This window comes from Paenibacillus sp. FSL H7-0942 (genome assembly GCF_045040715.1).
GTDB lineage: Bacteria > Bacillota > Bacilli > Paenibacillales > Paenibacillaceae > Paenibacillus > Paenibacillus amylolyticus.
In genome coordinates, this window is record NZ_CP150279.1 from 2,749,200 (window position 1) to 2,769,051 (window position 19,852).

Annotated in this window: 21 protein-coding genes; 18 read left to right on the plus strand and 3 right to left on the minus strand. The window is 46.2% G+C overall.

Going from position 1 to position 19,852, the window contains the following annotated elements; genetic code table 11:
* Positions 1-119 precede the first annotated feature (119 nt).
* From MHI48_RS12565 to MHI48_RS12595, 7 genes are all read left to right on the plus strand, one after another.
* The gene (locus MHI48_RS12565) at positions 120-599 is read left to right on the plus strand and encodes a hypothetical protein (protein WP_405144158.1); all 480 of its coding nucleotides are present in this window, start codon (positions 120-122) and stop codon (positions 597-599) included.
* Positions 600-676: 77 nt separating this feature from the next.
* Positions 677-1,381 (plus strand): response regulator transcription factor, encoded by a 705-nt coding sequence (locus MHI48_RS12570; protein WP_083677370.1) that lies wholly within the window; start codon positions 677-679, stop codon positions 1,379-1,381.
* Complete coding sequence (locus MHI48_RS12575; protein WP_074094716.1) at positions 1,378-2,418, plus strand: cell wall metabolism sensor histidine kinase WalK; 1,041 nt, start codon at positions 1,378-1,380, stop codon at positions 2,416-2,418. The genes MHI48_RS12570 and MHI48_RS12575 overlap by 4 nt, the downstream gene beginning before the upstream one ends.
* Before the next feature lie 34 nt (positions 2,419-2,452).
* The gene (locus MHI48_RS12580; RefSeq protein WP_245838091.1) at positions 2,453-3,178 is read left to right on the plus strand and encodes a cytochrome c biogenesis CcdA family protein; all 726 of its coding nucleotides are present in this window, start codon (positions 2,453-2,455) and stop codon (positions 3,176-3,178) included.
* A gap of 18 nt (positions 3,179-3,196) precedes the next feature.
* Positions 3,197-3,778: a redoxin family protein gene (locus MHI48_RS12585; RefSeq protein ID WP_083677371.1), complete on the plus strand. Its 582-nt coding sequence runs from the start codon at positions 3,197-3,199 to the stop codon at positions 3,776-3,778.
* 16 nt (positions 3,779-3,794) lie between these two features.
* Positions 3,795-4,883, plus strand: a complete 1,089-nt coding sequence (msrB, locus tag MHI48_RS12590; protein WP_076327797.1) for a peptide-methionine (R)-S-oxide reductase MsrB — start codon at positions 3,795-3,797, stop codon at positions 4,881-4,883.
* Positions 4,884-5,119: 236 nt separating this feature from the next.
* The gene (locus MHI48_RS12595; RefSeq protein WP_076327798.1) at positions 5,120-7,030 is read left to right on the plus strand and encodes an AraC family transcriptional regulator; all 1,911 of its coding nucleotides are present in this window, start codon (positions 5,120-5,122) and stop codon (positions 7,028-7,030) included.
* Positions 7,031-7,167: 137 nt separating this feature from the next.
* Here the strand turns inward: MHI48_RS12595 and MHI48_RS12600 are convergent, their stop codons facing one another.
* Positions 7,168-7,839 (minus strand): hypothetical protein, encoded by a 672-nt coding sequence (locus tag MHI48_RS12600; RefSeq protein WP_076327799.1) that lies wholly within the window; start codon positions 7,837-7,839, stop codon positions 7,168-7,170.
* A 44-nt stretch (positions 7,840-7,883) separates the two neighbouring features.
* Complete coding sequence (locus MHI48_RS12605; protein WP_076318667.1) at positions 7,884-8,405, minus strand: hypothetical protein; 522 nt, start codon at positions 8,403-8,405, stop codon at positions 7,884-7,886.
* Positions 8,406-8,633: 228 nt separating this feature from the next.
* Here MHI48_RS12605 and MHI48_RS12610 point away from each other — a divergent pair, with 228 nt between their 5' ends.
* From MHI48_RS12610 to MHI48_RS12630, 5 genes are all read left to right on the plus strand, one after another.
* Positions 8,634-9,311 (plus strand): SOS response-associated peptidase, encoded by a 678-nt coding sequence (locus MHI48_RS12610; protein ID WP_036608866.1) that lies wholly within the window; start codon positions 8,634-8,636, stop codon positions 9,309-9,311.
* Positions 9,312-9,498: 187 nt separating this feature from the next.
* The gene (locus tag MHI48_RS12615; RefSeq protein ID WP_076327800.1) at positions 9,499-10,629 is read left to right on the plus strand and encodes an NADH-dependent flavin oxidoreductase; all 1,131 of its coding nucleotides are present in this window, start codon (positions 9,499-9,501) and stop codon (positions 10,627-10,629) included.
* 137 nt (positions 10,630-10,766) lie between these two features.
* The gene (locus MHI48_RS12620; RefSeq protein ID WP_076327801.1) at positions 10,767-11,534 is read left to right on the plus strand and encodes a DeoR/GlpR family DNA-binding transcription regulator; all 768 of its coding nucleotides are present in this window, start codon (positions 10,767-10,769) and stop codon (positions 11,532-11,534) included.
* A 20-nt stretch (positions 11,535-11,554) separates the two neighbouring features.
* Positions 11,555-12,013, plus strand: a complete 459-nt coding sequence (locus tag MHI48_RS12625; protein ID WP_076327802.1) for an OsmC family protein — start codon at positions 11,555-11,557, stop codon at positions 12,011-12,013.
* Between the two features lie 58 nt (positions 12,014-12,071).
* Positions 12,072-12,662: a DUF2062 domain-containing protein gene (locus tag MHI48_RS12630; protein WP_076327803.1), complete on the plus strand. Its 591-nt coding sequence runs from the start codon at positions 12,072-12,074 to the stop codon at positions 12,660-12,662.
* On the opposite strand, the gene MHI48_RS12635 is transcribed toward MHI48_RS12630, so the two are convergent.
* Entirely contained in the window at positions 12,640-13,569 is a 930-nt protein-coding gene (locus tag MHI48_RS12635; RefSeq protein ID WP_076327804.1) for an AEC family transporter, read from the minus strand. The genes MHI48_RS12630 and MHI48_RS12635 overlap by 23 nt on opposite strands.
* 214 nt (positions 13,570-13,783) lie before the next feature.
* On the opposite strand from MHI48_RS12635, the gene MHI48_RS12640 reads away from it, so the two are divergent.
* The 6 genes from MHI48_RS12640 to MHI48_RS12665 all read left to right on the plus strand — a co-directional run bounded on the left by MHI48_RS12640 (position 13,784) and on the right by MHI48_RS12665 (position 19,825).
* Positions 13,784-14,866 carry a lactonase family protein gene (locus tag MHI48_RS12640; RefSeq protein WP_076327805.1) on the plus strand — a complete coding sequence of 361 codons (1,083 nt, stop codon included), beginning with the start codon at positions 13,784-13,786 and terminating at the stop codon, positions 14,864-14,866.
* Positions 14,867-15,247: 381 nt separating this feature from the next.
* On the plus strand, positions 15,248-15,880 hold the full coding sequence (hxlA, locus tag MHI48_RS12645) for a 3-hexulose-6-phosphate synthase (RefSeq protein WP_036670570.1): 633 nt from the start codon (positions 15,248-15,250) through the stop codon (positions 15,878-15,880).
* Positions 15,881-15,884: 4 nt separating this feature from the next.
* Positions 15,885-16,448 carry a 6-phospho-3-hexuloisomerase gene (hxlB, locus tag MHI48_RS12650; protein ID WP_076327806.1) on the plus strand — a complete coding sequence of 188 codons (564 nt, stop codon included), beginning with the start codon at positions 15,885-15,887 and terminating at the stop codon, positions 16,446-16,448.
* Between the two features lie 267 nt (positions 16,449-16,715).
* Positions 16,716-17,075, plus strand: a complete 360-nt coding sequence (locus MHI48_RS12655; protein WP_036608849.1) for a helix-turn-helix domain-containing protein — start codon at positions 16,716-16,718, stop codon at positions 17,073-17,075.
* A 321-nt stretch (positions 17,076-17,396) separates the two neighbouring features.
* The gene (gene pepF / locus MHI48_RS12660) at positions 17,397-19,199 is read left to right on the plus strand and encodes an oligoendopeptidase F (RefSeq protein ID WP_076327807.1); all 1,803 of its coding nucleotides are present in this window, start codon (positions 17,397-17,399) and stop codon (positions 19,197-19,199) included.
* Between the two features lie 110 nt (positions 19,200-19,309).
* Positions 19,310-19,825, plus strand: a complete 516-nt coding sequence (locus tag MHI48_RS12665) for a DUF2500 domain-containing protein (RefSeq protein ID WP_245838093.1) — start codon at positions 19,310-19,312, stop codon at positions 19,823-19,825.
* The last annotated feature ends 27 nt before the right edge of the window (positions 19,826-19,852 follow it).

The window sequence follows — 19,852 nt, forward strand, 5'->3', positions numbered from 1 at the left end:
ATTGAAACCTGACCCCATTTATATATCGTAATGGTTTCGTAATACTTCGCTTAGAGAATCGTAAGCTGTCTTGCTTATTGTAATCCATGTAAGTAATAAACGAATGGAGAGTGATAAGAATGATGAAAACAAATAAGAGCAAAAAAGCGATGGTAGCAGCGGTATTGATGATGTCTATGGCCTTTTCTGGATTGGCAAGTGCTGCAGATATGAAAACGATTAAAAAGGATGGCATGGAGCTTGTTCAATTGAGACAGGCGGCGAAAATGTATGATTACAGCATTATGTGGGACAGCAAGGACAGATCTGTAACTTTGATGTATATGGGCAAAATGGACGACATGAAGATGAAAGACGACAACATGATGGAAGACGACATGAAGATGAAAGATGACAAAATGATGGAAGATGACAAAATGATGGAAGAAACGATGATGCCTGCGGGGAAAACGATTAAATTGTGGATTGGATCGAAAAAAATCATGGTAGACGGTATGCAAGTTAACTTGAAATCGATGCCTGTCATCCATGATGGGAATACGTATGCGGCTGAGTCAGTAATTAAACAATACATGATGCCAGCCATGGGAATGAAGTAATTTAAGGGCTAAGCATCGCCATCACCATATGATATGATTGGCTCAAATGTATTTTCTGGAATATGGGGTGGGTTCGTTTGAATGAATGTGTACTGGTTGCCGATGATGATACAAATATTACGGACGTTTGTCGCAGGTATCTGGAACGGGAAGGTTATCTTGTCGTGACGGCTAAGGACGGTTTGGAGGCTATTGAGCTGTGGCACAGCCAAACGCCAAGCTTGATTGTGCTCGACCTGATGATGCCACATAAGAATGGTTGGGAAGTTTGCAACGAGATTCGGCAAACTGAGGATGTGCCCATTGTAATGCTGACGGCCCGGGGGGAGGAGCAGGACCGTCTGATGGGACTGACGATGGGGGCGGATGATTATCTGACCAAACCATTCAGTCCGAGAGAACTTGTTTTGCGTGTGAAGGCAATCCTGCGGAGAATGCGAATTGCGCAGGCATCACCTGTTACAACATCTGAATATACGATCAATTATGAAGGGCTTACCATTGATTTTACCAAGCGTGAAGTGCATATCAGCGGGCAGGTAATTGAATTGACCGTTACAGAGTTTGAGATGTTGTATTTGCTGGCAAGTCACCCGGGTCAGGTGTTCTCCCGTAACCAGATGTTAAGCAAGATTTGGGATTTTAGCTATGAGGGAGATACAACAACGGTGACTGTACATGTTCGGAGATTACGAGAGAAGATCGAACAGAATCCTTCTGATCCAAAATATATTAAAACAGTTTGGGGCATAGGATACAAGTTTGCGGGTGGTAGTTCATGAAACTTCGCACATACTTGGTGTTGTCCAGTCTCACGGGCATTGGCGTATTATTAATTTGTTTGTTCATCAGTTATTCCAAAATGCTGCTTACGATCGAACAATTGTATTGGTTATCGGCTATAACGGCAGGGGTAGGCTTACTTTCGTTTATTCTTCAATATTTGCTGACTAAGCCATTGGAGAAATCAATTGCGCGAATTACACAGCAGACAATACGAATTGCCGAAGGGGATTTCCATACGGAAGTCCCTCTCATCGGTACGCAGGAATTTAAGCTCCTGGCACAGCAATTTAATGAAATGAGTTCCAAGCTGAAGGAAAGCTTTGATCATCTGCATCACTCAGAAACCGCGAGACGAGAGTTGATCGCCAATGTATCCCATGATTTACGAACTCCCTTGGCATCCATTCAGTCATTCGTCGAAGCGTTGGAGGATGATGTCATTAAGGATAAAGAAACCTTTCAACGTTACCTGAACACGATACGACTTGAGACGAAGCGTTTGGGAGGGCTTATTCAAGACTTGTTTGAATTATCCAGCCTGGAAGCGCAAGGGGAGGTATTTGACCCTCAGCCTTGTCACGTTGATGAGTTGCTGCTCAGTACGTTGGAGAGTTTTTCGTTTCATCTCGCCGAGAAAACGCTGAACGTTGAAATCGATTTGCCCGATAAATTACCAGCCGCGGTCATGATGCCTGCACAAATGAAGCGGGTCCTTTCCAATTTGCTGCAAAATGCCATTCAATACTCTCCTGTTGAAGGAAAAATCATTCTGGCTGCCGACGAAAAGGGGCCGTTTATACGAATTTCAGTTACGGATGAAGGGGAAGGCATTGAAGCGGAGGAGACTTCGCGTATATTTGAACGTTTTTATCGAATTGACAAATCACGTAGCAAGAGCAATGGTGGGGCCGGGCTTGGGCTTGCCATCGCTCAATCAATTGTGGAACTCCATGGTGGCGAGATCGGGGTTCAGAGTACAAAAGGAGAAGGAAGCTGCTTCTGGTTCACGCTTCCGATCTACGTCAGTCGTTAACCTTGGTTAATCAAACACAGTATTTATTCAGGTGGTGAATGACTTGACCAGTGATTTAGTTTTCCTTTTCGGCGTTTTTGGTGCAGGATTGTTATCGTTTTTTGCGCCATGTATTCTGCCGCTGCTCCCGGTATATGTGTCTTATCTATCCGGAAGCATGGTCAACGGTACGAATCAGCAGCAGCCTGACTCTAATTCGGTTCGGTTGCGGTCCACACTTGTTTTGCGGACATTTTTATTTGTTCTTGGGCTGTCCCTGGTATTTGTTTTACTTGGTTTTGGTTCCGGCATCGTTGGTAATTTGATCTCAAGTCCTGAGTTTATTGCGATCTGCGGAGCCATCGTGGTGCTTTTTGGGATTTATCAAACCGGGTTGATCCGACTATCCTGGCTGGAACGGGAGAGAAAGCTGTCAAACGATCAAGCCAAACGAGGAGGGTATGTCGGAGCGTTCCTGTTGGGTCTGACGTTTAGTTTTGGCTGGACGCCTTGTATCGGGCCTGTGCTGGCGGCCATTCTTGGTATCGCCGCAGGAGAAGGCTCGCCACTGTATGGCGGGTTTCTCATGTTCCTGTATACCCTTGGATTAGCGATTCCTTTTCTGATTCTGTCTGTTTTTTCGGAATATGTTATGAAGCGGATACGTCGTTTATACAGGTACATGGGTGTCATCAAAATAACTTCCGGCTGTATTCTTATTGTCATGGGACTCTTGTTAATGACAGACCGGCTAAACAGCTTGGTGACCTGGTTTCAATAATCATTGGAGGAATTTGGTATGAAGATGGCACGGAAATGGATGGTATCTGTAATCGTATTTGCTGGAACCCTGTTGATCTTGAGCGCATGTGGATCACAGCAAACTGAATCAAAACAAATGGGGTCAACATCAACCCCAGCATCAACATCCGATATGAGTTCGTCAACCATGATGAACAAGGGAGAGACGGCTCCTGAATTTTCATTGCGTGATCTGAAAGGAAACACGGTTGGACTTTCTGATGTTCAAGGCAAGAAAGTGTATGTGAAATACTGGGCTTCCTGGTGTTCCATCTGCCTTGCGGGTTTGGAAGACCTGAACAATTTGGCTGGTCAAAACAATGATTTTCAAGTCATTACGATTGTGACGCCAGACTACAAAGGAGAGAAATCCTCCCAAGCGTTTACCGAATGGTTTGACCAACAGCCGTATGATAACATAACTGTTCTTTTGGATGAGAAAGGTGTATGGGCCAAGAAATTTGGTGTAAGAGCATATCCTAGTTCCTTTTATATTGGCTCTGATGGTATTTTAACGAAATCGCAGCCAGGGCATGCATCCAATGAACAGATCATGGAATCATTACAAGAGATTTTGTGAGAAGGGAGGAAGTGTCATGAAAAGGACGCTGCTGGGCCTGTGCCTCCTTGTTATAGCGATAGTTGTGTCTGCTTGTGGAAACAGGGGTGAGAGCCATTCAGCTTCATCTTCGATATCCACTCAACCTGTCAAGGCATCGAGTGTCTCTGTGGAAAACCTGAGTAACCTGTACTTGGCAGGTGGCTGCTTCTGGGGTGTGGAGGCATATATGGCTCGTATTCCAGGGGTTCAGGATGTGACTTCCGGTTATGCCAACGGTGAAGGAAAGAATCCAACCTATGAGGATGTTATACGCGGGGACCAGGGGTTTGCGGAGACTGTTCATGTAAAATATGATCCGCAGCAAGTATCTTTGCAGAAATTGCTTGAATCTTATTTTCGAGTTATTGATCCTACCAGCTTGAATAAGCAGGGCAATGATCGTGGAGTTCAGTATCGGACTGGCATATATTATGCGTTGCCTGAAGATGCCAAAATTATCGAGCAGGCTGTAGAGGCAGAGCAAGAAAAATATGACCAACCCATTGTAACGGAAGTAATGCCTCTGCAGAATTATTATTTGGCGGAGGAGTACCATCAGGATTATTTGGAAAAAAATCCGAACGGATATTGTCACATTGATATGACTGTCTTGGATGACCTGGAGATTGGAATTGATCCCGCTCAATATCCACGTCCAACAGATGAACAATTAAAGGAACGTTTAACAGATGAACAGTATGCGGTTACGGTAAACAATGATACGGAGCATGCGTTCAGTAACGAATACTGGGATAATGAGGAGCCCGGTCTGTATGTGGATATTGCAACGGGAGAGCCGTTATTCACCAGCCGGGATAAGTACGATTCCGGTTGCGGGTGGCCGAGTTTTACAAAGCCGATTGTACCTGAGGTTGTTACCTATACAACGGATACGAGCTTTGGGATGGAACGCACGGAGGTACGAAGCCGGGCAGGTGACATCCACCTCGGTCATGTGTTCGATGATGGTCCCGAAGATCGTGGTGGCAAACGTTACTGCATTAACAGTGCATCGATCCGCTTTATTCCGCTAGACAAGATGGAGGAAGAACGATACGGATATTTATTGTCTTTTGTCGAGTAGAGAAGGGCAGCTGACTTTATCAAAACATAATAAGGCCATAATTTTAGAATGGTTGAGATCTCTCTATGAGGGATTTCGACCGTTTTTTATTTTGCGGCATCTAACAAAAACGAAGGTAGGCTTCAAAGATGGTTGCATCATTGTTATAATTGATAATCATTATCAATTATAGGTGGGTTTTTAGTCACAATGCCAAGGTATTGTGTGTGTTTGATCGCTTAGGAGAGGGAGTTTATATGGGAATTCAGAATGACATCAAGCTGTGGGATCAGGTTCAGGTTCGCGTGCTTGATGTGCGTCTTATATCACTCGCAACACACGAGTTCATACGCAATTATGTGTTACCGACGAGTGCATTTGTGTATGTTCAAGGCAGGGGGCAGGTCTGGCTTGATGAAGAGGTATGGACTACAAACCAGTTCTTGTTGCTGCATGGGGGAAAAGGAAGACGTCTAACACTTGAAGCGACAGGGGTTATGGAGGTACATCTGATTTTGTACAAATCAACCTTGCCCTCCAATGTGCTTGTGGAGTACCGAATGATGTTGAACCAGCGTAATCCGTTTGAAGAGTCTTGGGCGACAGTGCCGGATCATACACTTGAGCTGCGTGAGCTTGTGCGGAATATACATGAATGCTGGTCAGGGCAGGAGCGAGTGGGCAAAATTCAGGTCAAAGTGTATTTTTTTCAACTGGTACAGCTTGTCTTGTTACAGCGGAGTCGCATGTCTAACGAAGTTCAACAGCCTTCGCTTACCGATCAGGTTTTGCGATATATCAAAGCTCATTACCGGGAATCCATCTCACTTGATTCGCTTGCCCAGTCCTTGAGTTACAGTCCGCAATATGTATCACGCAAATTCAAGGAACAGACGGGATGTACACCGACAGAATATGTGATTCGGTTACGAATGGGTGAGGCAAGGAGTCTGCTTGCGTCCACAGAAGCTTCATTACAGGAGATTGCTGCGTATGTGGGTTATATGGACCCGTTTTATTTCAATCGTATATTCAAAAAAGAGATCGGTATAACACCGGGGCAATATCGGTTGAAGCAGCAGGAAAACTCGAAATTAGTTTCAAAAAGTACATTAAATGCAACAAATGAATCCATTGTAACAGGAGGGGATGAACGTTATCCTTTAGTTGATGATGATAATCATTATCAATATAAGGGAGATGAGGAAATCAACATGTTTAACCATTTTAAATCAGCGATCATGTCGCTTGCGCTTGTACTCACATTGAGTGCTTGTGGAACAGCCCAGCAGGGGGCAGAAACATCCGAAGTTGCGGCTGAACCCGAACAACCGGCAGTCGTGGAAACCCAAATGGTAAATACGACCTTTGGTGAGGTAGAGATTCCTGCACATCCCGAGCGAGTTGCTGCCATAGATTATCTGGGAACGGTGCTTGCTCTTGGTGTCAAACCGATTGGTGGAGGCCAATTTCTGATGAACAGTCCTTATCTGGAAGGTCACATGGATGGTCTTGAAACGATAGGGGATTCCGTTGAACAATTGATGGAGCTGGAACCTGATCTTATTATTACATTGAATCCGGACAAGGCGGCTTATGAGAAATATAGCAAGATTGCTCCGACCGTTTCGATCGCATCCATCACTTTTCCGACACTCAAGGACGAAGTGAACTATTTCGGTAAAGTCCTTGGCAAAGAAGCGGAAGCAGAGAAGTGGCTGGCTGATTTTGATGAGGAGATTGCCAAAATCAAGCAGGAGGTGCAGAGTGTTGTTCCAGCTGATGCTACATTCTCCGTTATGCAGGAATATGATCGCCAAGTCTTCATTTTTGGCAATCAGTCGGGCCGGGGAGGGCGTAACATCTACGAATTGCTTGGTTTGCAAGCACCAAAGAACATTCCATCCGAGTTGATGCAGGGCGCCTATCATGAATTCTCCATAGAACTGCTCTCCAAATACGCTGGAGATTACATTGTGCTAACCAGCAAGTCTCAGTTGAAAGACCTTCAGGCAGATCCGATCTGGGGTTCATTGCCTGCTATCAAAAATGGAAAAGTGTACATATGGACGGAAGAACAATCCTGGTTCCGTGACCCTATTGCCTTGTTGAAACAGACACAGGATCTGGCTGAATGGATTATTGGACTTAATACACCGTCTAAATAAGGAACTTCAAAAAACCGTGCCGCCCAGTTTGCTGAGCAGCACGGTTTTCATTTTCTTATGTAGGACTGAACAGTAGAGGGGATTAGCTGCCTGTACGGAGATGAAATAACAGTGTGGTGTGATTACCGTATAAGAGTTTATTCGCTCTTTTGTTCGTTCTGAATTTCTTGCAGATCCTCCAGTTGCAGTGTGAGGTCATTCTCGGGGTTTGCGCTCACAATGACTTCTGACTGTGATTGTTGCTGACCTGGCTGATTCGACTTGGCGGCAGGTTTGATCACGTAGAGACTTTGAACGGAGTTGAGCAGGCTGGCAGGGGTGTCTTCATACGTTTCCAGGAAGAGTACATAGTCTTTGGTAGGAATCAGCTTGAGGTTGTCATCATTAATAATCTCGGTGTTGCCAAGTTGTCCGCCAAGTTGCTTCACTTCAAGTTTTTCCCCGGCAGTGTAACCGCCTTTATAGGATTCAGCGACCTGAATCGTGTGGATCGTATAGATTTTGTCAAAAGAAGCTGGCTCTCCGCCCGGATCGGACGCAGGGTTTAACTCGTTTTCATTGGCAGCATCAGTAACTTGTACAATATCGTTTAAAGCTTCCACACGAGTCTCAACAACACTACCTTTTACAATGGCATTTGCTCTCTCGGACAGGTCGCCAATGCTGCCATAACTCGGGTAATCTTCAGAAGCAATAATGGTCATGGGTGCATCGGATGGGGACGCGGTAGGTGTAACAGAAGAACATCCAACAGCAGATAAAATGAAAATGGAAGAGAGAAGCAGCGTTAATACTCGATTTTTGTTCATGGACAGGAATCCTCCTTGGATTTTTGGGATAAGTTCGTAGCGGATTAGTACTTGGATTTTACGTTATTGATATCAAAAGTTTGGGGTTGGGTCATGGAATTGCGGTTACGGGAGTAAGACATAATGGAAGGACTACTTGTTGTCGGGTTGTCACCGAGCCAGATGGAGTGTCCGAGTTCGTGGACAAATACGCTTTGAATGAAGTTGGATAAGTTGGTCGCGTCAGGGGTGATTGTGGATGCATTGAGTTCGATGCGGAAGCTTACGACTTGACTGCCGGATACGGAGGCGTAGTTGACACCATATGCTGTATTATTGAAGTTTCCTGCGGTGATGGTGTTTGGGGAGTTACTTGTTTTGGTGAATTTAACTTTGGCACCTGCATTGTTCCAGTTGGTAAGGGAAGTGTCCATGGGAGTCTGCCATGCGGCGGCGTAATTATACGTACGAATGGGAATGGTGGTGCTGGGGTAACCGTAGGTTAGAAAGGTTGCCGCATAGATGGTACTGCCAAACATCGCAATCGCTGAGAACAACATGATGCTCATCAAAAACTTCCTTTTCATACTTAAAACCTCCAATAAATGTATTTTATTCTCTATTATAGTAACAAGTAATATTGGAGTTGAAATGAGTCCGAGGTCGTTGTTTTTGTCGTGAAAAACATGAAATATATCTTGATCCGACCCTAATGGTGTCAAAATAAGTCATTTCCTGTTCAATGTTCATGAATAATTTCCCTAAAATTACAAACAATACGTTCAACTTCTCATAGGGAAAGGTAGTGCTTGAACATGTGCAACCGTTTTTCATTGGCAGCCGATTTGGACGATGTCAGAGATCATTTCAAGATTCAGCGAGTGATGTATTATTACAAAAACCGATACAATATCAGCCCAACCCAGCATACGCCGATTATTTTGCATCAGGATGGTGAGCGTGTATTGGATGAGTTCCGGTGGGGGTTCATTCCATTCTGGGGTCGTGATGCCGTTAACGCAAACCTCATGACGGTGCATGAGAATCCTTCCTATTACAAACTGGTAGAGACCAAGCGCTGCGTTATTCCCTGCAATGGATTATATTACTGGCGGCAAGAGGGCAAAAAAAGTTATGCGGTTCGTGTTGTTATGCCGGATCGTGGCCTGTTTGGGATTGCTGGGTTATATGAGGTGTGGAGAGATACACGGAAAGAGCCGCTTCGTACCTGCACGATGCTTATGACAGGCGCAAATATGGTTACACGCGAGTTTGGCAGTAAAATGCCAGCGATCCTTTCCGAAGAAGAGATCAACACCTGGCTTGACCCGGCAAATACACGGGTGACTCAGTTGTTACCGCTATTGAAATCGTATAACAGTACAGAGATGAATCTGTATCCAGTCACCCCAATGGTCGCCAACGATGAACACGATTGTTACGAATGCGTAGAAGAGATGGATCAGAAGCTGGCTTACGTTCGGAGTTTCTGAGTATCTTTTGGATGATGTGAAGAAAATGAAGAGGGCTGAGAGTCTGGAGACACTCTGCTCTTTTTTTCCTTTCTGAAAATGAAAAGTTGCAATTGGAGTGAAACGTAACTATAATCATTACAGTAAGCGAACGCATATATTCATATATCTATTAAAAGAGATATTTATAATCAGGAGGGAACCACGAATGAATCCAAAGTTTAACCAGATGTTTGAACAAGTTTCACTACCGACTGGCATTACACTGAAAAACCGTATCGTGCTCGCTCCCATGACTCATATGTCCTCGAATGCTGATGGTACGATATCCGACGCTGAACTTGCTTATTATGCACGTCGCACCGGTGGTGCGGGCATGTCAATTACGGCTGTAGGGCATGTAACAGAGACAGGCATTGGTTTCCCGGCTCAATTTGGCGTATATGACGACCGCTTCATTCCTGGTCTGAAAAAACTGGCTGATACCATGAAACAACAGGGCTCCGTAGCTGTATTGCAAATTTTCCATGCGGGCCGTCTGACTCCTGAACAAGCTGTACCTGCGGGTCAAGTGGTTGCTCCTAGTGCGGTTGCAAGTGAGCGTCCAGGATCTCCTGAACCAAGAGAATTGACGGATGCCGAGATTACTTCGATTATCAAAGACTTTGGTGAAGCGACACGTCGTGCAATCGAAGCCGGCTTTGATGGTGTTGAAATTCACGGTGCTAATGGTTATCTGATCCAGCAATTCTTCTCCCCGCATTCCAACCGACGTGAAGACCGTTGGGGCGGAAGTGTCGAGAAACGTCTGACATTCCCACTTGCTGTAGTGGATGAGATTCAGAAAGTCGTTGCCGAACATACCAAACTGCCGTTCATCATTGGTTACCGTTTCTCTCCGGAAGAACCGGAAACACCGGGACTCACAATGGAAGATACGTACCTACTAGTGGATGCGCTGAAAGATAAAAACCTGGATTACCTTCATGTCTCTGTGAACGAGTTCTGGTCCAAGCCAAGACGTGGCGAAGCAGATACACGTTCTAGAATGGAATTCATCCTGGATCGTGTGAACGGCAAATTGCCTGTTATCGGTGTAGGTTCGATTCATACGGCTGATCAGGCCGCTGAGGCGCTTCAAACGGGAGTACCTCTGCTTGCCATTGGACGTGAGCTGATTATTGAACCGGATTGGGTTGAGAAAATCGAGAGCGGACGGGAAGAAGATATTGAGACGATTCTGACCAAATCGGATCAGGAACGTCTGGTTATCCCTGACGGGTTGTGGAATGCAATCATCCACACACCGGGCTGGTTCCCTATGGCAGAAGATAAATAAGACACACTTCAGAACTGGAATGGAGGGGGCGAAAGCTCCCTCTTTTTGCACATGGTCCAAATTCTCCTTGTCATCGCTCTGTGGTATGATGGATGAACAGGATCAACTGGATAATCAACGGTTTGGAGTGAAGGAATATGCTCGTAGCTGAACGGTATGAGAAAATAGTGGAATGGGTGGATACGCAAGGCAGCATGCGTGTAACCGAACTTAGTGAGCGCTGCGGGGTGACAGAAGAGACGATTCGTCGTGATCTGGACAAGCTCGAACAGGCGGGCAGGCTCAGACGGTCCCATGGCGGGGCGGTCAGCGTAAAATACAAGGATGAGTTACAGTCGGAGATTCCATATCCGGAACGGGCTGTAGCCCATGCAGAAGAGAAGCGTAGAATTGCAAGCAAAGCGGTGAAAATGGTGGAATCCGGCGACCGGATCGCCCTGGATGCAAGTACAACGGCGTGGTATATGGCGGCAGGATTGCCAAACATTCCACTGACGGTATTAACCAACTCGATTAAGGTCGCCGCAGAGCTGAGTAACAAGGAGCAGATTCGTGTAATTGCCACAGGTGGGCAATTGGCTTCGAAGTCACTGTCTTTTGTAGGACCGCTGGCGGAACGTTCGCTTGATGCCTATCATGTGGATAAAGTATTCCTGTCTTGCAAAGGAGTGCATCTGACCAAAGGCATCAGTGAATCCAATGAATTACAGGCCTTGGTGAAGCAGAAAATGATCCATATTGCGGATGAGGTCATTCTACTTGCAGATTCCAGCAAATTTAACATACAGGCGTTTACCAGAGTTGCTGAGATGAACAGTGTGGGCAAAGTGATTACAGATCAGGGTGTAGATGAAGAGCACGTTAGCGCATTGATTGAGCAGAATATTACGTGTATACGTGTATAAACAAGAAAGGAATGAATGTCATGAAACATCCTTTTCATCTGAAAGCGGTATGGAATGGTGGGCGTAACAGTGAGGGAACAATCGATGCAGGTGGATTAAAAACGGTCATATCGATTCCGCAGGAGATGGGCGGACCCGGTACGGGAACTAACCCGGACGAGATGCTGCTGGGTGCAGCCTCCACCTGTTACCTGATCACGCTGGCAGCGATGCTGGAGCGTTCGGATATTACGCCGGATGAATTGACGCTTGAATCGGAAGCAACGGTAGATGTCACAAATAACGTATTTACGTACGAACGGATCGTACATAGACCCCGGATTGTACTCAGCCAAGATGCTTCAGAGGCGGATCTGACCAAGGCTGAGCGCCTGGCGCATAAGGCTGAATCCTCCTGTATGATCTCCCGAGCGGTGGCAGGTAATGTCCAGATGGAGACACAGCCGGTCATTGTTACTACAGGAGCTAATCCGGTGTGATATACTGAAGAATAGACGATTCAAGTTGTCATTTGTGTAAAATAAGGAGTAATTCGGTATGAACACACAGAAGCGCAAGACTAACCGCTGGGTACGTTTGACACGTGCTATGAAGCTGAATTTTCTCAAATTGTTACGTGCTCCCGGAGGTGCCCATAAAGTATCTACCGGATTTGCTATAGGGTTCGGACTGGAACTGATCGTGATCTCGACTGCTTCCCTGATATATCTTGTATTTTATCCGATTGTGCGACTGTCTGGGGGTTCGGTGCCAGCAGCGATTGTTGGTAACGTGATCGGGAAACTTACGTTTTTACCTATTATTCTGATGCCACTCGCCAAACAAATTGGCTCATGGATTTTGCCTGCTCACAGCATGGGACAGGGACTGGTACATGAGAGTGCATTCATGGAGCTGTTTCGCGGGAACTGGTCGGCCGTGAGTGAATTGTTGCTTGGTGGACTGGATATTCTGGCAGGCATGTCCGTGTTTGGTGTCATTCTGGGTGTGATTTCGTACTTTGTCGTAAAATTCTTCTACGTCAGAGCGCTCAACCGGCGTTATGAACGCCGGTTGGAGAAACGCCGACAAGCGGATATCGCTTCGGTATCACCTCCGGTATTAATCAGGAAGCCATCACAATCATAATCGGCAGCATCAACATGGATGCAGCGGTGGTCCACAGAATACAGCGGGATACAAACTGCGGAGAAGCATTAAACTGTTCAGCCAAAATAACGGCGTTCACTGCGGTCGGCATCGATGCGAGGATCAGCAGCACACTGAACAACGTACCTTCGACCTGAAGAGCGGTCAGTATAAGCCAGGACAGGATTGGCGCAGCTGCGAGACGGACTACGAGCCCGGTCCAGAAAGCTCGGCGTACATTGGGCAACCAAGGCACCGTTGCACCTTTTGGTCTGAGCATCTGTGCTCCCAGAATAGCGAGAACGACAGGAGAGTAACCCGCAGCCAGCATGGAGATCCCTCCATCCAGCGCTTCAGGCAGGCTCAGATTGGATGCACGCAGCGCAATGGCGATGCCAGCAGCATAGATGGATGGCATGCGGAAAACGGAAAGGATCGCATCTTTCACCGTGAATTCGGATCTCGCGGCAAAAAAGATACCTACCGTATTAACAATGATCATCTGTCCAATGACGTAGACCGAAGCCTTGTCCAGTCCAAGCTGACCAAAGGCAAGCAGTACAAGCGGGAGCCCGTAATTCACGCAGTTCGTAAACGTGGAGACGAGGGTGAGACCCGCTTTTTCGCTTGCACCCAGACGGAACACCCGGCTCAACAGCTCGGCGAGGGCCCACAGAGCAATCAGATTAATAATAGAGAACCAGAACGTGCTGGTGACGTCCGTCCAGGTAATCTCTGCATGCAGCAATGTATTGAAGATGAGCGCAGGGCTCAAAATATAAAGGGAAAAGATCGAGAGCGACCGGGTATCCCAATTTTTGAAGCGTTTTAACAGAATACCTCCAATCACGGGAAGTGATATCGGCAGGAACACATGGTATAACGTGAGTAAAAATGAGTGAAGCAATGCAATTCAGTCCTTTCTGGATGAAAAACCTATCTTATCATAGCAGAAGATGCATCTCATATGAATGGATTTCAGTATGATGATGTGTAGTAATCGCCTTGTTTAACTAAGGATTTCCCTGATGGGCAGCGACAGCGGATTGCTATTTTGATATGGCAGATTTATTATAGAAGAGGTGCAACAAGATTACATACACATAGAGGAGGAAACTGTAATGAGTGAATCAAAACGCTTGCTCGTACTTGCCGGCTCTTACGCCGAAGCGGAAAATGAGGGCATTTATGCATATGAATTGAATGAGGATACAGGCAGCTTGTCAAAGCTTGACGGCATCGCGGGCGTGAAAAACCCAACGTTTGTCAACGTGGATGCTGAAGGTAACAAACTGTATGCGATTGGTGAAACAGCGTCAGCTGAAGGCAACAAAATGTCTGAAGCGGTAGCTCTGAGCATTGATCCTTCTACAGGAAAATTAACGTTGCTGAACCGGAATAACTCCATTTCAGCTCCACCATGTCATATCCAGCGTGACCCTTCCGGCAAATACTTGATCCTCTCCAGCTACCACGGTGGTCTGGTAGGTCTGCAAGCCTTGACGGATAACGGTGAAGTTGGAGCGCTTCTGGACGAGAAGAAACATGAAGGACAAGGTGCGCATCCTGAACGTCAGGACAAGCCACATGTTCACTCCGCATTCTTCAGCCCAGATGGTAAATACATGATGGTACAGGATCTGGGCGCAGATAACATCGCGATCTATTCCATTGATGCAGACAAAAATGAACTTGTGCTGCACAGTGAAACCAAAACACATCCGGGAGCAGGCCCACGTCACTTGGCATTCCACCCGAATGGTGAATTCGCTTATGTTATCAATGAAGTGGATTCTTCCATTACTTCGTTCAAATATGATGCAGCAGCGGGCACGTTGACTGAATTGTCTACAGTATCCACACTGCCTGATGGATATGATGGCAAAGAGAATACAACAGCCGAAATCACTGTTTCCAATGATGGACGTTATGTATATGGTTCTAACCGTGGACATGACAGCATCGTTGTATTTGCAGTAGATGCAGACAAAGGTCACCTGACACTGGTTGAGCATGTATCTGCAGAAGGTGAGCACCCGCGTCACTTTGCGCTGACACCTAACGGCAAATTGCTGATTGCAGCTAACCGCGATACGAACAACCTCGTGACATTCACGGTAGATCAGGAGAGCGGACGTCTGAAATACACTGGTCACAGCACAGGTGTATCCAAGCCGGTATGCGTGAAACCTGTATATCTGTAAAATGATAAATTTCTAAACCAGCTTTGGCTGGATTGAAAATGAAACGATAAAGATAAAGACCCTGCCATGTGGCGGGGTCTTTTATATTGAATATCTAATTGGATGATTAGGCTGTTGTTCTGCTTTAAGCGTGTGGATTGGGATAGAGGATTAATTCTATATTTGATTCACCTAACAACGAATAATTATCAATAGTATCGTGCAAGTAACTACCCCACTTCAAAGTGCGTACTTCCTGAATGGATAGTCAGGGTCTACAATGAGTGAGTAGCCAAAACAAACACTGCATGCATCTGAACAGACAAATTGGTGCAGGCTAAATATCTGATTATTATTTTTACAGGAACAAATCATACTTGAACAACAAAGGAGAAATAAATGATGAAATTGCAATTGGCGCTTGACTTGGTAAATATCCCTGAAGGTATCGCACTGGTTAAAGAGGTTGAACAATATATTGATATCGTTGAGATTGGTACTCCAATCGTTATTAATGAAGGTTTGCACGCGGTAAAAGCAATGAAAGAAGCATTCCCTAATCTGCAAGTTCTTGCAGACCTTAAAATCATGGATGCTGGTGGTTATGAAATCATGAAAGCAGCTGAAGCTGGTGCGGATCTAATCACTGTGCTTGGGGCAACCAATGACAGTACGATCAAAGGTGCAGTAGCAGAAGCGAAGAAACAAAACAAACAAGTTCTTGTAGACATGATCAACGTGCCTAACCTGGAACAACGTGCTCGTGAAATTGATGCGCTTGGCGTAGATTACATCTGTGTACACACAGGTTATGACCTGCAAGCTGAAGGACAAAGCCCGTTCGAAGATCTGCAAACGATCAAAGCTGCTGTGAAAAATGCTAAAACGGCTGTCGCTGGTGGAATCAAGCTGGAAACATTGCCAGAAGTAATCAAAGCACAACCGGATCTGGTTATTGTAGGCGGCGGTATCACAGGACAAGCAGACAAAGCGGCAGTTGCAGCTGAAATGCAACGTCTCGTTAAACAAGGGTAAGCAGATGAGCAAAACACAGTACGCATCTGACATCTTGAAGGAGCTGGAACGTACGTTAAGCCAGATCGACGATGCAGAGATGCAAGCGATGGCTGAGCACATTCTGGCTGCGGAACAGATTTTTGTAGCAGGAGCAGGCCGGTCAGGACTTATGGGGAAGGCTTTTGCCATGAGACTGATGCAGATGGGGCTTCGTGTATATGTGGTGGGCGAAACCGTAACACCTGGGATCAGCTCGAAAGATTTCCTCTTGCTGTGCTCTGGCTCAGGAGAGACAGGCAGTCTGGTGGCCATGGCTCAAAAGGCTAATCAGGCTGGTGCGCCTGTAGGTCTCATTACGATTAAGCCAGAGTCCACGATTGGGAAATTGGCAACTACGGTAGTGCGTCTCCCGGCTTCAGCCAAAGAGGACACAGCAACTTCCGGAGCGGCAGTAACCATTCAGCCGATGGGCTCGTTGTTCGAACAAGGACTGTTAATCGGCATGGATGCTCTCATCCTTACGATGATGGAAATGAAGGGTATGACCGGAGCGGATATGTTTGGCCGCCACGCGAACCTGGAATAGTGAATAGATGAAAGACCGGAATCCTTTGATTATGAAGGGTTCTGGTCTTTTCTGCGATACATAATCATTCATCTGTATAGGTTTTATCCGTGATTTACAGTTAAACTTTGCATCCCGACCAGGCTGTAGTAGAATTAATAGATAGCTGTATCGAATGAATGTACTTATTACATCATGCATGGAGCGGAAAACTTACCTCGTGTGAAGTGTCCCCGTGATATGCGTATTATACGCGATATAAGATTGAAGATGAGGGGGCTCGGAGCCATGGCGTCCGAAGTGAAGGAACGGATTAATCTGAAAGAAATCAACTGTGAGAAGGAATTGACCCTTGCGGTGATCGGTGGCAAGTGGAAACTGATTATTTTGTGGCACTTGGGCCTGGAAGGCACCAAACGTTTCAGTGAGCTGAAACGCCTAATCCCTCATATTACCCAGAAGATGCTGACCAACCAGTTACGTGAGCTGGAGGAAGACAAACTGATTGAGCGCAAGGTGTATGCAGAGGTACCACCTCGGGTGGAATATACGTTGACAGATCACGGTCAAAGCCTGATGCCCGTCCTGCACGCAATGTATAACTGGGGTAAAAATTACGGTGAAAATGTAATCTGGAAAGAAAGCTAAATAAGTTATAGTTAGAATGACCGCTAGGTAAATGGATTCTACCATAAACCAGCGGTTTTTTAGTTACTTTTAAATTTTGGACAGTGGATCAATAGTTTACTCCAAACGCAGCGGGCAGAAATAGACTTAAGAAGCGAAGTGTTCGCCTTTATCACCGGATTTTCACCTTTGAAAAAGGGGAATCAAAAAATCTGGGGATAACAGCGATCGAAAGGCTATTCTGCCAGCGGAGTAATAAGGAGTAATCATTGTCATGTATAGATGAGCAGAATATGATACGATGAGAGATATTGGAAAATGCAAGGAGGATGACAACTAAAGATGGAAAAAATACGTACACGTGCTGAGGTAAACCCAGAAACGACTTGGGATCTGAAAGACTTGTTTGTAACCGATGTAGAGTGGGAGCAGGAGCTTCGATCACTTCCTCTGGCTGCTGCCCAGATCGAAACGTTCAAAGGACGTCTGGGCGAAGGGGCTGAACAATTACTGGCTTGTCTGGATGCGCGTGAAGCTTTGCAGGAGCGAATCAGCAAGACGGCGTCTTATGCTCGACTGAAGCAGTCAGAGGACAGCACCAATCCGGTTAATATTGAGAATTCAGCCAAGGCAGGAGATATCCTATCAAATCTGTCGTCGTCCTTGTCTTTTGTCAATTCGGAGATCGTTGATCTGCCGGAGGGAACCGTTGAACGTTACCTTGAAGAACTTCCGGGATTGGAACCGTATGCGCGCAGTTTGGAGCGTTTGATTCGAGAAAAAGCACATCGGCTTACGCCTGAGACCGAGAAGGTACTCGCTTCATTAGGAGAGGTACTGGATTCGCCATACCGTATCTATCTGCGCGGTAAACTGGCAGACATGACGTTTGACGATGCTCTTGATGGAGAGGACAATAATCGTCCACTGTCCTGGTCATTCTATGAAAATAATTATGAGATGTCATCTGATACAAAGCTGCGCCGTTCTGCTTATGCTGCATTCAGCTCGACATTAAATGATTACAAAAATACGTTCGCAGAAGGTTATGCAACCGAAGTGAAGAAACAGGTTGTTTTATCCAGGCTGCGTGGTTACGACGATGTTACAGATATGCTTCTCAGCCCACAGCAAGTGAGCAAAGAGATGTACAATAATATTCTGGATATTATCCAGCAGGAACTCGCACCTCATATGCGCAGACTGGCGGCTCTCAAGAAACGTGAGCTGGGTCTGGACAAACTGATGTTTTGTGATCTGAAGGCGCCGCTTGATCCTGAATTTAGCCCTGCCATTACATATGATGAGGCGTGCATACTCATTCGAGAAGCACTTGATGTGCTTGGGCCGGAGTACGGCGAGATCGTAGAGCGCGCATTCAGTGATCGCTGGGTGGATTACGCAGATAACGCAGGCAAATCCACAGGGGCATTTTGCTCCTCTATATATGGTTCACACTCTTATATCTTAATTTCATGGGCGAACAATATGCGCGGAGCATTTACACTTGCCCATGAAGTGGGGCACGCAGGCCACTTCATGCTTGCGGGACGTTACCAACGGCTCACGAATACACGGCCATCTCTTTATTTCATTGAGGCGCCGTCGACCATGAATGAAATGCTTCTGGCCGATCATCTATTGAAGCGTTCCGATAATCCGAGAATGCGTCGCTGGGTCATTTTGCAACTGTTGAACACGTATTACCATAACTTCGTTACACATCTGCTGGAAGGTGAATTACAGCGCAGGGTGTACGCACGCGCAACCAATGATGAGCCCATTACGGCAAAGACGTTAAGTCAACTCAAGGGAGACATCCTTTCCGAATTCTGGGGACCTGATCTGGTAATTGATGAAGGGGCCAAGCTCACGTGGATGAGACAGCCTCATTATTATATGGGACTATATCCGTATACCTATGCGGCAGGCTTGACGGCTTCCACAGCGGCTGCACAGCAGATTCGTGAAGAAGGACAGCCTGCGGTAGATCGCTGGCTTGATGCACTCAAAGCTGGTGGAAGTCTCACACCACAGGAGTTAATGAAGCTTGCGGGTGTGGATATGTCCGGACCTGAGCCGATTCGCTCTGCGGTTGCTTATGTCGGCAGTCTGGTCGACGAACTTGAACGTCTGTATTCCTGATCTGGTTCATATAGTATATGGACAAGGCAGAACGGGTTGTCTGCATGCACCGCCTTCCTTGCGTGGGGGCGGTGCATCTTATTTTTGCAAGGGGAAAGGAACGATGATGAATGGCGTTAACAAGCGTGTCCTCATCGATGGGCCGATTAAGCGTAGACGGCTTTGGTGTGTTTGACGACATGAATGGAGTACCAGGTTTTGAAGGCAATCAGGGTGGTTTTTTTTCGGGATTTAATGAGTTTGCTACAATGAATGCATTTGCTTCGATTTTCATTGGCGCCATATTTCTCATCATTGCGGGAGTCATTGTTTTTGTTATTATTTCAGGCATACGCTCAGGGATGTCAAATAACGCGGCAGCCTTGTTAACCCTGCACTCAACAGTGGTAGCCAAACGAACGGAAGTCTCAGGTGGAAGCGGCGATAGCAGTGCGACTACCCGGTATTATGTTACATTTGAATTCGACAATGGGGAGCGCACTGAACTGATTGTTGGCGGAAACCATTATGGTATGATGGTGGAAAATGATCGAGGGATGCTGACGTATCAGGGGACACGTTTCAAGCATTTTGAGAGAGATGTACAACCCCAGTCGGGGGTAAGCAAAGGTCAATTTTATACGTAAAAAAAGAAATGCGGCTCCTCCCAGGTG